The organism is Streptomyces sp. NPDC001514 (assembly GCF_053597075.1).
This window is the reverse complement of the sequence record NZ_JBSFHO010000013.1, coordinates 36820-51608: the sequence shown is the minus strand read 5'-3', so window position 1 is coordinate 51608 and position 14789 is coordinate 36820. Positions and strand designations below refer to the sequence as shown.

Genomic DNA, 14789 nt, shown 5'->3' with positions numbered 1-14789 from the left:
GCGGTCTAGCCCTTCTGCTTCCGGCGCCTCGCGGCCGGCACGGTGCGGCCGACGATGACCGTGCGCCGGACCCGCTCGGGCGGCGCCTCGTCGGTCTTGCTGCGGCTCATCGCCCGGCGTACGCCGTAGCCGAACGCCGCGACCTTGACGAGCGGCCCGCCGAAGGTCGAGGCGACGGTCGTGGAGAGCGCCGACGCGTTGGAGGTGACCTCCTGGACGTCGGAGGCGATGGCGTCGACCCGGTCGAGCTGGGTCTGTGCGGAGCGTACGGCCTGGGAGGCGTCCGCCAGGAGCGGCACGGCCTGCTCCGTCACGTCCGCCACCAGCTTGGTGGTCGCCCTGAGCGTCTGGGCCAGCCTCACCAGCACCACGGCGAGGAAGGAGACCAGGATCGCCCAGAAGACGGCCACCAGGATCCCGGCAACCTCTCCACCGGTCACGCTGCACCGCTCTCTGCTCGTCGTCGGGCCTTCGAAAGTCGTCCTCCGACCCTATCGCGCCGAAGGTCGCACCCCGTACCGGATCGGCGGCCTCCAGGAGGGGAGTTACGCAGGCCGATTGTACGCAGCGCTCACGTCCGAGCACGCTCCGTGGCCCCATGTCATGCAGCAATCCCGCGGCGGTTCCGGGCAATTCGTGGTCGGCAGTCTCGCCGACGGCCAACTCCCGCTCGCGCGCGACGGGTTCGAACAGCGAGCCCGGCAAGATCGGCCGGACAGGGCCTGGGCGCGCGGCCGGTTGCGGGAACGCGGAAGCCCGCCGCTCCCCCGCCGTAGGGCGGGGAAGCGACGGGCTCGGGCGCGTGAGGCCGGTGGTGCTACGACCGCTGGATCAACGGGCGTAGTACTCGACGACGAGCTGCTCGTCGCAGATCACCGGGATCTCCTTGCGGTTCGGCTCCCGGTCCAGGCGGAAGGCGAGCGCCTTGAGGTTGACCTGCAGGTAGCGCGGGGTCTCACCGTCGGGCGCGTAGCCACCCTCGCGGGCGACCTGGAAGGGGTGCTTCTCGCGGGAGCGCTCGCGGACCGTGACGACGTCGTCCGGGCGGACACGGAAGGAAGGCTTGTCGACCTTGCTGCCGTTCACCTCGATGTGGCCGTGGACGACCATCTGACGGGCCTGGTAGATCGTGCGGGCGATACCGGAGCGGAGCACCAGGGCGTCGAGACGGCGCTCGAGCTCGATGATCAGCGCCTCACCGGTCTTGCCCTGGACCTTGCTGGCGCGCTCGTAGGCGCGGACCAGCTGACGCTCGGACACGTCGTACTGCGCACGAAGGCGCTGCTTCTCGAGCAGACGGACCTTGTAGTCCGAGGTCTGCTTGCGGCCACGGCCGTGCTCACCCGGCGGGTAGGGGCGAGCCTCGAAGTACTTGACGGCCTTCGGCGTCAGCGCGATACCAAGGGCACGGGACTTCTTGACCTTGGGGCGGGACTGGTTCGGCATGAACCAACCTCTCTTGTCTCTGTGAAATCGGCTTCACCAGGGTTAAGGGAGGTCGCATCCGCAGCCGGGGAAACCCATCGGGTCCTGCCGTGGAATGGCAGACTCGGTAGGCAGCCGCTCCCCTGGTCTGGGCACATACGTGCAGCACGCGAGTGGCCCACCGACCGCCTTGGCAGGGGTGGTGGGCTGCCCGCGACACCTTCGACGGTGCGCGACGCTCCTGGAGTCTCCGGCTCGAAAGGCATGGGGACTCCGGCTGGATGTCCCGTTCTGGTGGTGCCGGTCGAAACCGGACACGGGACGCAGCGCTGCGGGCCAGTCTACAGGTCGTACGAGGTGCTACGTACGCGGGAGCACCCGGCGCCGTTGATCAGCGGCCTTCGGCCGCGCCCTCACCGCGCAGGCGCTCCCGGACCTTCTCCACCACGTCCGCGTACCGCGCCTCCGCTCCGTACCTCGTCGGTTCGTAGTAGCGCTTGCCGTGGACCGCGTCCGGTGCGTACTGCTGCGGTGCGATGGCGCCGGGGACGTCGTGCGGATACACGTACCCCTGCGCGTGGCCGAGCTTGGCCGCGCCCTTGTAGTGGCCGTCACGCAGATGGGACGGGACCGGGCCGGCCAGCCCGCCGCGCACGTCGGCCAGCGCCGCGCCTATCGCGGTGGTCGCCGCATTCGACTTGGGGGCGAGGGCCAGGGCGATGGTGGCGTGGCTGAGGGTCAGCGCGGCCTCGGGGAAGCCGATCATGGCGACGGCCTGGGCGGCGGCGACGGCCGTGGGCAGAGCGGTCGGATCGGCGAGACCGATGTCCTCGCTGGCCGAGATCATCAGGCGCCGCGCGATGAACCGGGGGTCCTCCCCCGCCTCGATCATCCGCGCCAGGTAGTGCAGCGCGGCGTCCACGTCGGAACCCCGGATGGACTTGATGAGTGCGCTCGCCACGTCGTAGTGCTGGTCGCCGTCGCGGTCGTACTTCACCGCGGCCCGGTCGACGGTCTCCTCCACGGTCTGCAGGGAGATCTCCTGCTCCCTCTTGGCCAGGGCGGCGCCCGCGGCGGCTTCGAGGGCGGTCAGCGCCCGTCGGGCGTCACCCCCGGCGATGCGCAGCAGATGCGCCTCGGCGTCCTCGGGCAGCGTCACCGCGCCGCCGAGGCCGCGCTCCGCGGGCAGCGCCCGCCGCAGCAGGCCACGCAGATCGTCGTCGGTGAGCGGCTCCAGCGTCAGCAGCAGGGAGCGGGAGAGCAGCGGGGAGATCACCGAGAAGTACGGATTCTCGGTCGTGGCCGCGATGAGCGTCACCCAGCGGTTCTCGACGGCCGGCAGCAGGGAGTCCTGCTGGGCCTTGCTGAAGCGGTGGATCTCGTCGAGGAAGAGGACGGTCTCCTTGCCGAAGCCGCCGGCCGCGCGGCGGGCTCCGTCGATGACCGCCCGGACCTCCTTGACACCCGCGGTGATCGCGGAGAGCTCCACGAACCGCTTGTTGGTCGCCTTGGAGACCACATACGCCAAGGTCGTCTTGCCCGTGCCGGGCGGGCCCCACAGGATGACCGAGGAGGCGCCCGCCGGTCCGCCGCCGCCCTCGCCCACAAGACGCCGCAGCGGCGAACCCGGCTTCAGCAGATGCTGCTGGCCGACGACCTCGTCCAGAGTGCGCGGACGCATCCTGACGGCCAGGGGACTCGCGGACGGGTCCTTCTCCTGGCGTTCCTCGGCAGCAGCGGTAAAGAGATCGGGCTCCACAGGGATGAAGCCTAAGTGAGGGCACTGACAACCCGGCCCGGGCCCGTCGGCCGGCCGGGGACCGTCAGCCGGTCCAGAAGTCCCACCAGCGGGTCAGGATCAGCATCCCGATGACTCCGGTGTGCAGCACCGGCAGGACCCAGGTGAACTCGGAGAGGAAGTCCTTCGCCCAGGCGGGGGCCGGCAGGAGGCCCTTGCGGATGTTGTGCGAGGTCACGTACCAGAACATGAAGATCGTCGCGACCCAGGCCAGGCAGCACCACAGGCACAGGGCGTTGATGTTGTACAGCGACTGGTACTGGAGCCAGGTGCAGAATCCGACGCCGAAGAGCGTGCCCGCGTTGAAGGTCAGCCAGTACCAGCGGCGGAAGCGGGCGCCGGCGAGCAGGCTCATGCCGACGCAGATCACGATGCCGTAGGCGACGAGCCCGAGCATCGGGTTGGGGAAGCCGAAGGCCGACGCCTGGTCGCTCTCCATGACGCTGCCGCAGGAGACGATCGGGTTGAGGCTGCAGCCGGGGGTGAAGGTCTCCCCCGCGATCTTGGCCTCGAGGATCTTGAACTTGTCGATCGTGATGACCCAGGCGGCCAGCAGGCCGGCCGCGCCGGTGATCACGAGCAGCCAGGCAAAGGCACGGCTGCCTCCGACCGCGCCCCGCACGCCCTCCGATTCCTCGCCGGAGGACACGCCGTCAACCGCTGCAGTCGTCATATCGCTGTTCCATCACTCGGTGGCTGCTGGGGGCACGGTCATTCTGCCGCACGAGAGGCCCTGTCCACCGTTCGATGGACATAAGCAAGCGCGGTAGCCGGCCATGGCGAAGGCCCGGACCGCGGTGGAACGGTCCGGGCCCTCGCACTCACAGCCGTACGAGCTTCGCCCGGATCTCCGTGATCACGTTGTCCACGGCAACCGCAGTCTGCTCACCGGACTCCATGTCCTTGAGCTGGACGACGCCCTCCGCGAGATCCCGCTCGCCGGCAACGATCGCGAACCGCGCGCCGCTCCTGTTCGCGCTCTTCATCGCGCCCTTGAGGCCCTTGCCGCCGTACGAGAAGTCCGCGGCGACGCCCTCCTTGCGCAGCTGCGTGACGACACCGAAGAGGACGCGGCGCGCCTCCTCGCCGAGCGGGACCGCGAACACGCTGGTGCTGGCGGGGAGTTCGAGCTCGATGCCCTCGGCCTCCAGCGCCAGGACCGTACGGTCCACACCCAGCGCCCAGCCCACCGAAGGCAGCGCCGGGCCGCCGATCATCTCGGACAGACCGTCGTAGCGCCCGCCGCCGCCCACCGCGGACTGCGAGCCGAGACCGTCGTGGACGAACTCGAACGTCGTGCGCGTGTAGTAGTCCAGGCCGCGCACCAGCTTCTCGTCGTCCTCGTACACCACACCCGCCGCGGTGAGCAGCTCGCGCACCTCCTCGTGGTACGCCTTGCACGCGTCGCACAGGTAGTCGTGCAGCAGCGGCACGCCCACCAGCTGCTTCTGGACCGCGTCGCGTTTGTCGTCGAGAACCCGCAGCGGGTTGATGTCGACGCGGCGCCGGGTGTCCTCGTCCAGGTCAAGGCCACGCAGGAAGCCCTGGAGCGCGTCGCGGTAGACGGGACGGCACTCCTTGTCACCGAGCGAGTTCAGCAGGATGCGGAAGTTGCGCAGGCCCAGCGAGCGATACGCCTGGTCGGCCAGGATGATCAGCTCGGCGTCGAGCGCCGGGTCCTCGGCACCGATCGCCTCGGCGCCGACCTGCGAGAAGTGCCTGTAGCGGCCCTTCTGCGGGCGCTCGTAGCGGTAGTACGAGCCCGAGTACCAGAGCTTGACGGGCAGGTTGCCCGCCTTGTGGAGGTTGGCCTCCAGCGCCGCGCGCAGCACGGACGCGGTTCCCTCGGGGCGCAGAGCGAGCTTGTCGCCACCCTTGGTCTCGAAGGCGTACATCTCCTTGGTGACGATGTCGGTGGACTCGCCGACACCGCGAGCGAACAGCTCGACGTTCTCGAAGCCCGGCGTCTCGATGTAGCCGTAGCCGGAGTTCCTCAGCGGCGCGGCGATCGCCTCACGCACCGCCAGGTACTTCGCGGAGTCCGGCGGGATCAGGTCGTACGTGCCCTTGGGGGCCTGGAAAGTACTCACGAAAAGTCTCGTCACATTCCTCGTCGGGGAGCGGCGGTCGTTCCGTCTCCCTGGCCGGCGGCCACTTCCCTCAAGTAGGGGTTGGCGGCGCGCTCGCGGCCGATGGTCGTCTGGGGGCCGTGGCCGGACAGCACCACGGTCGAGTCGTCGAGGGGCAGGCACACGCGGGCCAGCGAGTCGAGCATCTCGGCCATGTCACCGCCGGGCAGGTCGGTGCGTCCGATGGAGCCGGCGAAGAGCAGATCGCCCGAGAAGAAGACCGGCGGGATGTCCGCGGCCTCGGGCAGGCTGAAGGTCACCGACCCCTTGGTATGGCCGGGCGCGTGCGACACGGTCAGCTCCAGACCCGCCAGCTTCAGCGAGGCGCCGTCCGTCAGCTCGTGGACGTCGTCCGGCTCCCCCACCGTCAGCTCGCCCATGAGCTGCATCCCGATGGAGCGGCCGAGCGCCTTCTCCGGGTCGCTCATCATGTACCGGTCGGAGGGGTGGATCCACGCCGGTACGTCATGGGCTCCGCAGACCGGGACGACGGAGGCGACATGGTCGATGTGGCCGTGGGTGAGCATCACGGCGACAGGCTTGAGCCGATGCTTCTTGAGCGTCTCCTCGACTCCCTGGGCGGCCTGGTGGCCCGGGTCGATGATCACGCACTCCTCGCCTGCGGCCGGGGCGACCAGGTAACAGTTGGTCCCCCAGGCCCCTGCGGGGAACCCGGCAATAAGCACGATCGTCCTCGATGTGTCGTCCGACGGGGATGTTGCTGTATCGAATTGCAACAGGTCAGAGCCTACCGGCGCTGCTCATTTCACAGCCAACCCGTATACGGTACGGGCACACGCGCCCGAACGGATCACACCATTACGAGGAGAAGACCCGGTGGTCAGCAGCGATCAGCGGCGGCGGCAGCTCGCCAGGGAGAAGTTCGAGCGGCAGCAGCAGCGCCGAGAAGAGGGCCGGCGGAAGGCCAAGCGCCGCAACACCGTCATCGCCGCAGCACTCGCCGTGGCACTGGCCGCGGGCGCCGCGGCGTATGCCTCGGTCGGCCTTGCGGACGGTGACTCCGGCAGCAGTGACTCGGCGGCCGAGTCGACCCCCTCCGCAACGCCCACGGACGGCGAGAGCAGCTCGCCGGAGCCCGCGATGGCCATCGACGCGAAGGCCAAGTACACGATGTCGCTCAAGACCAGCCAGGGCGACATCTCCGTCGCGATGGACGCCGCGAAGACGCCGCGCACGGTGAACTCGTTCAAGCACCTCGCGGACAAGGGCTTCTTCGACAGCACGAAGTGTCACCGGCTCACCACGGACGGCATCTTCGTGCTGCAGTGCGGCGACCCGAAGGGAGACGGCACCGGTGGCCCCGGCTACACGATCCCGGACGAGAACCTCACGGGACTCGGCAAGGCGGCCGCGGACGGCACCGTGACATACAAGGCCGGCACCGTGGCGATGGCGAACACCGGACAGCCGAACAGCGGCGGCAGCCAGTTCTTCCTCGTCTACAAGGACAGCAAACTGCCTCCCGGCTACACGCCGTTCGGCACCATGGACAAGACCGGCCTGGACACGGTCAAGGCGGTCGCCGCGGGCGGTGTCGAAGGCGGCGCGACGGACGGCGCTCCCAAGAAGGCGGTCACCATCAAGAAGGCGGCGGTCAGCAAGGCGTGACCCGGCGAATTCGGCGGCGCCGAGTGCGGACAGCCGGGCGGCCGGTCGCCTAGATTGGCGTTGTGCAGCGCGGGCCGGCTCGCGTTGTGGAAGACGGGCGAGGCCCGTCCAGGAAACTGTGGACGATGCCCAGGGGGAGTACCCCCCTCGCAGGCATCATGTGGAGGAGGCGCTGTGAGCAGCGACCCGTGGGGCCGCGTCGACGAGACGGGCACCGTGTACGTGCGGACTTCCGAGGGCGAGCAGGTCGTCGGATCGTGGCAGGCCGGTACTCCCGAGGAGGCACTGGCCTACTTCGAGCGCAAGTACGAGGGCTTGGTTGTCGAGATCGGCCTCCTCGAGAAGCGGGTGAAGACCACCGACCTGTCGGCCAAGGACGCGATGGCCGCCATCGATCACATCCGTCAGCAGGTCGACGAGCATCACGCCGTCGGTGACCTCGCCGCTCTGCGCAAGCGCCTGGACGCGCTCGTCGCGACCGTCGAGGCGCGCCGCGAGGAGCGCAAGGCACAGAAGGCCAAGCAGACCGACGAGGCCAGGCACGCCAAGGAGGCGCTGGTCGCGGAGGCCGAGGAGCTGGCGCAGAGCGAGCAGTGGCGGGCGGCCGGTGAGCGGCTGCGGGCGCTGGTGGACACCTGGAAGGGCCTGCCCCGGCTCGACCGGAAGTCCGACGACGAGCTGTGGCACCGCTTCTCGCACGCGCGCTCGGCGTTCTCCAAGCGCCGCAAGGCGCACTTCGCCTCGCTGGACGCGCAGCGCGAGGTGGCCCGGCAGACGAAGGAGCGGCTGGTCGCCGAGGCCGAGTCGCTGTCCGGTTCGACGGACTGGGGTGTCACGGCAGCGCGTTATCGCGAGCTGATGACCGAGTGGAAGGCCGCGGGCCGCGCCCAGCGCGAGCACGAGGACGACCTGTGGAACCGTTTCCGCGGCGCCCAGGACGTCTTCTTCGCCGCCCGCAGTGGGGTCTTCGCCGAGCGCGACGCGGAGCAGACCGAGAACCTGAAGCTCAAGGAAGAGCTCGCGGCCGAGGCCGAGAAGCTCGTGCCGGTGACGGATCTGAAGGCCGCCCGTGCCGCCTTCCGTTCCATCAACGAGCGCTGGGAGGCCATCGGTCATGTCCCGCGTGACGCTCGCCCGAAGGTCGAGGGCAGGATGCACACGGTGGAGCGCGCGATCCAGGAGGCCGAGGAGGCCGAGTGGCGCCGCACCAACCCGGAGGCGCGGGCGCGTGCCGAGGGTCTGACGGGCCAGCTGCAGGCGGCGGTCGACAAGCTGCGTCAGCAGATCGACGCGGCGCGTGCGGCCGGCAACAACGCCAGGGCGGACAAGCTCGCGAAGGAGCTCGAGGGCCGGCAGGCGCTGTTGGACCAGGCGCTGAAGGGCCTGGAGGAGTTCGGCGGCTGACAGGCCGTGACGAAGGCCCCGGTACGGGAATCCGTACCGGGGCCTTCGTACGTGCGAGGCGGGGCGGTGACCACCGCGGTCGGCCCGCGTGTCCGTCCTCGATCTCCACCTACGCCCTGCGGGCGTGAGGGGAAAGGACCCCGGACGGGCTCACAACGAGCCCCACAGGTGCTACGGGCGCCTCGCCGACGTCACCCGGTACACGTCGTACACGCCCTCCACGCCCCGGACCGCCTTGAGGACGTGGCCGAGGTGCTTGGGGTCGCCCATCTCGAAGGTGAAGCGCGAGGTGGCGACGCGGTCGCGGGAGGTCTGGACGGCCGCCGACAGAATGTTGACGTGCTGGTCCGACAGGACGCGGGTGACGTCCGAGAGGAGCCGGGAGCGGTCCAGGGCCTCGACCTGTATGGCGACCAGGAAGACCGAGGACTGGGTGGGCGCCCACTCGACCTCGAGGATCCGCTCGGGTTGCTGGGACAGCGAGTCCACGTTGACGCAGTCCGCGCGGTGGACCGAGACGCCGCTGCCGCGGGTGACGAAGCCGATGATCGGGTCGCCGGGGACGGGCGTGCAGCAGCGGGCGAGCTTCACCCAGACGTCCTCGGTGCCCTTGACGACGACACCGGGGTCGGCGGCGGCGCGGCGCTTGCGGCCGCGGGTGCGGGACGGCGGGACGGACTCGGCGATGTCCTCGGTGGCGGCCTCCTCGCCGCCGAGGGCCTGGACGAGCTTCTGGACGACGCCCTGGGCGGCGACATGGCCCTCGCCGATCGCCGCGTACAGCGAGGAGATGTCGGGGTAGCGCATCTCGTGCGCCAGCGTCACCAGCGAGTCGCCGGTGAGGATGCGCTGGATCGGCAGGTTCTGCTTGCGCATGGCGCGGGCGATGGCGTCCTTGCCCTGCTCGATCGCCTCGTCCCGGCGCTCCTTGGAGAACCAGGCCCGGATCTTGTTCCTCGCCCGCGGCGACTTGACGAAGCCGAGCCAGTCCCGGGACGGTCCGGCGCCGGTGGCCTTGGAGGTGAAGACCTCCACCAAGTCACCGTTGTCCAGGGTGGATTCGAGCGGTACGAGACGGCCGTTGACGCGGGCGCCTATGGTGCGGTGGCCGACCTCGGTGTGGACGGCGTACGCGAAGTCGACGGGGGTGGCGCCCGCGGGGAGCGCTATGACGTCGCCCTTCGGCGTGAAGACGAAGACCTCGTTGCGGGACAGGTCGAAGCGCAGGGACTCCAGGAACTCGCCCGGGTCCTCGGTCTCCTTCTGCCAGTCCAGGAGCTGCCGCAGCCACGCCATGTCGTTGACGGTGTCGTGGCCCGCGCTGCCCCTGGCGGCCTTGGGCACGTCGGTACGGATCTTGGAGGCGCCGGCGACGGTCTCCTGCTTGTACTTCCAGTGCGCGGCGATGCCGTACTCGGCACGGCGGTGCATGTCGAACGTACGGATCTGGAGCTCGACGGGCTTGCCGTTGGGTCCGATGACCGTCGTGTGCAGCGACTGGTACATGTTGAACTTCGGCATCGCGATGTAGTCCTTGAACCGCCCCGGGACCGGGTTCCAGCGGGCGTGGACGGTGCCGAGCGCCGCGTAGCAGTCGCGGACGGTGTCGACGAGGACGCGGATGCCGACCAGGTCGTAGATCTCCGCGAAGTCACGGCCGCGGACGATCATCTTCTGGTAGACGCTGTAGTAGTGCTTCGGGCGGCCGGTGACGGTGGCCTTGATGCGGGCGGCGCGCAGGTCGGACTGGACCTCGTCGGTCACTATGGCGAGGTACTCGTCGCGCTTGGGCGCGCGCTCGGCGACGAGCCGCACGATCTCGTCGTACATCTTGGGGTAGAGGATCGCGAAGGCGAGGTCCTCCAGCTCCCACTTGATGGTGTTCATGCCCAGCCGGTGCGCCAGCGGAGCGTAGATCTCCAGGGTCTCGCGGGCCTTCTTCTCCTGCTTCTCCCGCTTGAGATAGCGCATGGTGCGCATGTTGTGCAGGCGGTCGGCGAGCTTGATGACCAGGACGCGCGGGTCCTTGGCCATGGCGACGACCATCTTGCGTACGGTCTCGGCCTGCGCGGCCTCGCCGAACTTGACCTTGTCGAGCTTGGTGACGCCGTCGACGAGGAGCGCGACCTGGTCGCCGAAGTCGCGGCGCAGGGTGTCCAGGCCGTACTCGGTGTCCTCGACGGTGTCGTGCAGCAGGCCCGCCATCAGCGTCGCCGGGTCCATGCCGAGCTCGGCGAGGATGGTGGTGACGGCGAGGGGGTGCGTGATGTACGGGTCGCCGCTCTTGCGCTTCTGGCCGCGGTGCCAGCGCTCGGCGACCTGATAGGCCCGCTCGATCTGGCGGAGCGTGGACGTCTCGATCTTCGGATCGTTGCTCCGGACGATCCGGAGCAGGGGCTCCAGGACCGGGTTGTACGGGCTGGAGCGCTGCACACCGAGACGGGCGAGGCGGGCGCGGACCCGGTTCGAGGAACCTCCGCCGGAGCGCGTCGCCGGGGCGGGCGTGGGCTTCGCGGCGGATACGGGGGCGGGTGCGGGGGCCGAGCCGTTCGCACGCTCCGGCGGGGCCGCGGCCTCGGGCTGCTCCGCGGACTTCTTCTCGGGCGTGACAGGAGCCGCCACAGCCTTGTCGGCGTGCTGCTCGGGCTGCGCGGTGGCGGGCTGGGCCTCGTCTGGCAAGAGCACTCCTCGTGCGGATCCGGGTCCCCCGGTCAGGCCCGGAAAGGCCATGGTATCGACCCCGGGCGTTCACCTCGCCCCGGGACGGGGACTGTCCACAACGCGGAACGGGCACCCGGTGTTCCCGGGTGCCCGTTCCGAACCGCCGTATGCGGGTCCTGAGCTGCTCAGATCGTGATCAGAGCCTCGAGCGGGGCGCCTCGCAGAGCGCGCTCCAGCCGGGCACGCCCGCCGAGGAAGCCCAGCTCCATCAGTATCGCGACGCCCGCGACCTCGGCGCCGGCCCGGCGGATCAGCTCCAGCGAGGCCTCCGCCGTGCCGCCCGTGGCGAGGACGTCGTCGATGACCATGACACGGTCGTCCGCGCCGAGGTCCTCGGCGTGCACCTCGATCTCGGCCGTGCCGTACTCCAGCTCGTACGCCTGCGCCAGGGTCGCTCCGGGGAGCTTGCCCGCCTTGCGTACGGGGATGAAACCGATCCCGGCCCGGACCGCGACGGGCGCGGCCAGGATGAAGCCGCGGGCCTCCAGGCCGACGATCTTCGTCGCGCCGTGGCGGACGCACAGCTCGGCGAGGGTCTCCGTCAGCGCCGTGAACGCGGCCGGGTCCGCGAGCAGCGGCGTGATGTCCTTGAACATCACGCCCGGCTTCGGGTAGTCCGGCACGTCACGGATGCGGCTGAGCAGCAGCTCCCGCTTACCGGGGGTCATCGGCGCTTCCCCGACGAGGGACGTCCGCGGCCATGGCCGCGCTGACCGACGACCGTGCCGCCCGTGGCGGTCGCGCCGGACACCGCGTCGTGCGGCTCGGCCCCCGGGCCCTCCCCGTCCGCATCCGCGTCCTCGGCGGACTCGCCCTTGGCGGCGGCGGCCGCGCGCTTGGCGAGGACCCGCTTCTTCAGGGCCTTCATCTGCGGCTCGCGCTCCTTCAGGTCGGCGACCAGCGGAGTGGCGATGAAGATCGACGAGTACGCACCGGCCGCGAGACCGACGAACAGCGACAGCGAGATGTCGTTGAGCATGCCCGCGCCGAGGAAGCCGCCGCCGATGAACAGCAGACCGGCGACCGGCAGGAGCGCCACGACCGTGGTGTTGATCGAGCGCACCAGCGTGCCGTTGATGGAACGGTTGGCGATCTCGCTGTACGTCCAGCGGGTCTGCTTGGTGATGTCCTTCGTGCCTTCCTTGAGGCTGTCGAAGACGACCACCGTGTCGTACAGCGAATAACCGAGGATGGTCAGCAGACCGATCACCGTACCCGGCGTGACCTCGAACCCGACCAGGGCGTAGATACCGACCGTGATCGTGATGTCGTGGATCAGGGCCACGAGGGCGGCGAGCGCCATTCTCCATTCGAAGGCGATCGCCAGATAGATCACCACGAGGAGCATGAACACGGCGAGGCCGGTCCACGCCTTGTTGGCGATCTGCTCACCCCAGCTGGGGCCGACCAGCTCGGCGTTGATCTCGCCCTTGATGTTCATGTCCTCGGCGAGCTGCTTGCCCACCTCGCTGGCCTCGGCGGTGCCCAGCTCGCTGACCTGGATCCGCAGCGTGTCGTTGCCGAGCTTCTGGACGATCGCGGGGTGCCCGGAGGCCTCCTGCGCGTACTCCTGGGCCTGGGAGACGGACACGCTCGTCTTCGGGGTGGTGAAGACGGCACCGCCCTTGAACTCGATGCCCATGTTGAGACCCCGCACCGCCAGGCCGAGGATGGCCGTGATGGTGATCAGGATCGAGATGCCGTACCAGATCTTCCGCTTGCCGATGAAGTCGTAGCCGACCTCGCCGCGGTAGAGCCTGGCGCCGATGGTGCCGAGACGCGACATCTCACGCCTCCTTCGGGTCGATGGGGGCGGAGACACGGCGCGAGCGGCGCAGCGGCGGCTTGGCCCCGAGTCGCTTCGGGTCCAGTCCGGACCAGGGGTGACCGCTCGCGAAGAACTTCCTGCGGGCGAGGAGCGTCATCAGCGGCTTGGTGAAGAAGAACACCACGACGACGTCGAGCAGGGTGGTCAGGCCGAGCGTGAACGCGAAGCCCTGGACCTTGCCGACGGTGACGATGAAGAGCACCGCGGCGGCGAGGAACGACACGAAGTCGGACACCAGGATCGTGCGCCGGGCGCGCGGCCAGGCACGCTCGACGGCCGGGCGGAGCGTCCGGCCCTCGCGGATCTCGTCGCGGATGCGCTCGAAGTACACGATGAACGAGTCGGCGGTGATACCGATTGCGACGATGGCGCCGCAGACCGCCGGGAGGTTCAGCGCGAAGCCGATCGCCGGGCCGAGCAGCGACATCAAGGTGTACGTGAGGATCGCCGAGACCAGGAGGCTGAGCAGGGCGACGATCGACAGACCGCGGTAGTAGACCACCAGGTAGATCACGACGAGCGCGAGGCCGATGGCGCCGGCGATGAGGCCGGCCTTGAGCTGCTCGCCGCCGAGCGCGGCGGTGACGGTGGTGACGCTCTGCTGGTCGAAGCTCAGCGGGAGCGCACCGTAGCTCAGGATGTTGCCCAGGTCCTGGGCGGACTGCTGGGTGAAGCTGCCGGAGATCTCGGCGTTCGCGCTGAGCGTCTGGTTGACCTGCGGGGCCGAGACGACATCGCCGTCGAGAACGATCGCGAACTGGTTCTGCGGCGAGGGCAGCTGCGACAGCTTGCTGGTGATCTTCGAGAACTTCTTCGAGCCCTCGCTCGTGAAGTTCATCTGGACGATCCACATGCCGCGCTGCGGGTCGAGCACGCCCTTCGCGTCGTCGACGTCACGGCCGTCGACCTCGGCCGGGCCCAGGAGGTACTTCTCCCACTGGCCCGCGCTGTTCTTGCCGCACGCGACGATCGGGTCCTCGGGCTTGGTGCCCCTGGCCACGCTGACACGGGCCTTGTAGTCGAGGCAGTTCAGCTCGGTGAACTTCTTCTGGAGCGCGACGGTCGCCGCGTCGGCCGTCGGCGTCGGAGTCGGCGTCGCCGCGGGCGGGTTCGACGCGGAGCCGGTCGGCGTGGGCGAAGGGGCCTTCAGCGCGTCGGTGACGGCACGTCCCTGCGTGGTGGGGCTGGCGGTCGGCGCACCGGACGGGGCGGTCGCCTTGTCCTTGCCGTCGTCACCCTTGCCCGAAGGGCTGGCGCTCGGGGACGTGCTCGCGGAGGGCTCCGGCGTCACAGGGCCACCGGCCGCGACATTCAGGACGGGCCGGAAGTACAGCTGGGCCGTGGTGCCCACCTGCTTCTGGGCCTGCTCCGAATTCGTCCCCTTGGGGATGTTGACGATGATGTTCTCTTCGCCCTGGGTCTGGACCTCGGACTCGGAGACTCCCAGACCGTTGACACGGCGCTCGATGATGCCGACCGCCGTGTTCATGTTGGTCTCGTTGACCGCGCTCTCCTTGCCGGGCTCCGCCACGGCCTTGAGCGTGATCGTCGTACCGCCCGCGAGGTCGATACCCAGTCGCGGTGTGGTGTCCCCGGACCAGAACATCCCGCCGATGAGAGCGGCCATGACGATCAGCATCAGCGCGAGGGTACGCCCCGGCCTCCCCTGACCCCCCGGCGCCTTTCGGCCCTTCTTCGGTGCTGCCACCTTCTCGTTTCTCCCTGTCCAACCGTCCCGCGCCGGGTGTGCGACGGGGCGGCCACGAAGTGTTGTGGGGACCTGCCCCCGCAGTGTCGGCACGAACTGGGGACCGCGGTCGTCGCCGATCAGGCGCCCCGCGGTCCCCGGTCGCTG

Annotated in this window: 12 protein-coding genes; 2 read left to right on the top strand and 10 right to left on the bottom strand. The window is 69.6% G+C overall.

Features of this window, described 5'->3' with window-relative positions; genetic code table 11:
• Positions 1-5 precede the first annotated feature (5 nt).
• The 6 genes from ACWCXB_RS16055 to ACWCXB_RS16030 form a co-directional block, all read right to left on the bottom strand.
• The gene (locus ACWCXB_RS16055; RefSeq protein ID WP_450723190.1) at positions 6-440 is read right to left on the bottom strand and encodes a DUF948 domain-containing protein; all 435 of its coding nucleotides are present in this window, start codon (positions 438-440) and stop codon (positions 6-8) included.
• A gap of 391 nt (positions 441-831) precedes the next feature.
• Positions 832-1446, bottom strand: a complete 615-nt coding sequence (rpsD, locus tag ACWCXB_RS16050) for a 30S ribosomal protein S4 (protein WP_450723188.1) — start codon at positions 1444-1446, stop codon at positions 832-834.
• Positions 1447-1816: 370 nt separating this feature from the next.
• Positions 1817-3184 (bottom strand): replication-associated recombination protein A, encoded by a 1368-nt coding sequence (locus tag ACWCXB_RS16045; protein WP_450723187.1) that lies wholly within the window; start codon positions 3182-3184, stop codon positions 1817-1819.
• Between the two features lie 64 nt (positions 3185-3248).
• Positions 3249-3896 (bottom strand): vitamin K epoxide reductase family protein, encoded by a 648-nt coding sequence (locus ACWCXB_RS16040; RefSeq protein WP_450723185.1) that lies wholly within the window; start codon positions 3894-3896, stop codon positions 3249-3251.
• Positions 3897-4044: 148 nt separating this feature from the next.
• Positions 4045-5313, bottom strand: a complete 1269-nt coding sequence (hisS, locus tag ACWCXB_RS16035; RefSeq protein WP_450723183.1) for a histidine--tRNA ligase — start codon at positions 5311-5313, stop codon at positions 4045-4047.
• Between the two features lie 11 nt (positions 5314-5324).
• Positions 5325-6038: an MBL fold metallo-hydrolase gene (locus ACWCXB_RS16030; protein ID WP_450723181.1), complete on the bottom strand. Its 714-nt coding sequence runs from the start codon at positions 6036-6038 to the stop codon at positions 5325-5327.
• Between the two features lie 151 nt (positions 6039-6189).
• Here ACWCXB_RS16030 and ACWCXB_RS16025 point away from each other — a divergent pair, with 151 nt between their 5' ends.
• Positions 6190-6981, top strand: coding sequence for a peptidylprolyl isomerase (locus ACWCXB_RS16025; protein ID WP_450723180.1), 792 nt, complete (start codon positions 6190-6192; stop codon positions 6979-6981).
• Between the two features lie 174 nt (positions 6982-7155).
• Positions 7156-8385, top strand: a complete 1230-nt coding sequence (locus ACWCXB_RS16020) for a DUF349 domain-containing protein (RefSeq protein ID WP_450723178.1) — start codon at positions 7156-7158, stop codon at positions 8383-8385.
• A gap of 171 nt (positions 8386-8556) precedes the next feature.
• On the opposite strand, the gene ACWCXB_RS16015 is transcribed toward ACWCXB_RS16020, so the two are convergent.
• The 4 genes from ACWCXB_RS16015 to secD all read right to left on the bottom strand — a co-directional run bounded on the left by ACWCXB_RS16015 (position 8557) and on the right by secD (position 14642).
• A complete protein-coding gene (locus tag ACWCXB_RS16015) occupies positions 8557-11064 on the bottom strand; it encodes a RelA/SpoT family protein (RefSeq protein WP_450723176.1) in 2508 nt (835 codons plus the stop codon).
• Between the two features lie 167 nt (positions 11065-11231).
• The gene (locus ACWCXB_RS16010; RefSeq protein WP_450723175.1) at positions 11232-11774 is read right to left on the bottom strand and encodes an adenine phosphoribosyltransferase; all 543 of its coding nucleotides are present in this window, start codon (positions 11772-11774) and stop codon (positions 11232-11234) included.
• The gene (gene secF, locus ACWCXB_RS16005) at positions 11771-12892 is read right to left on the bottom strand and encodes a protein translocase subunit SecF (protein ID WP_450723173.1); all 1122 of its coding nucleotides are present in this window, start codon (positions 12890-12892) and stop codon (positions 11771-11773) included. Before secF ends, ACWCXB_RS16010 begins: the two co-directional genes overlap by 4 nt.
• Before the next feature lies 1 nt (position 12893).
• Positions 12894-14642, bottom strand: a complete 1749-nt coding sequence (secD, locus tag ACWCXB_RS16000) for a protein translocase subunit SecD (protein WP_450723172.1) — start codon at positions 14640-14642, stop codon at positions 12894-12896.
• Positions 14643-14789 lie beyond the last annotated feature (147 nt).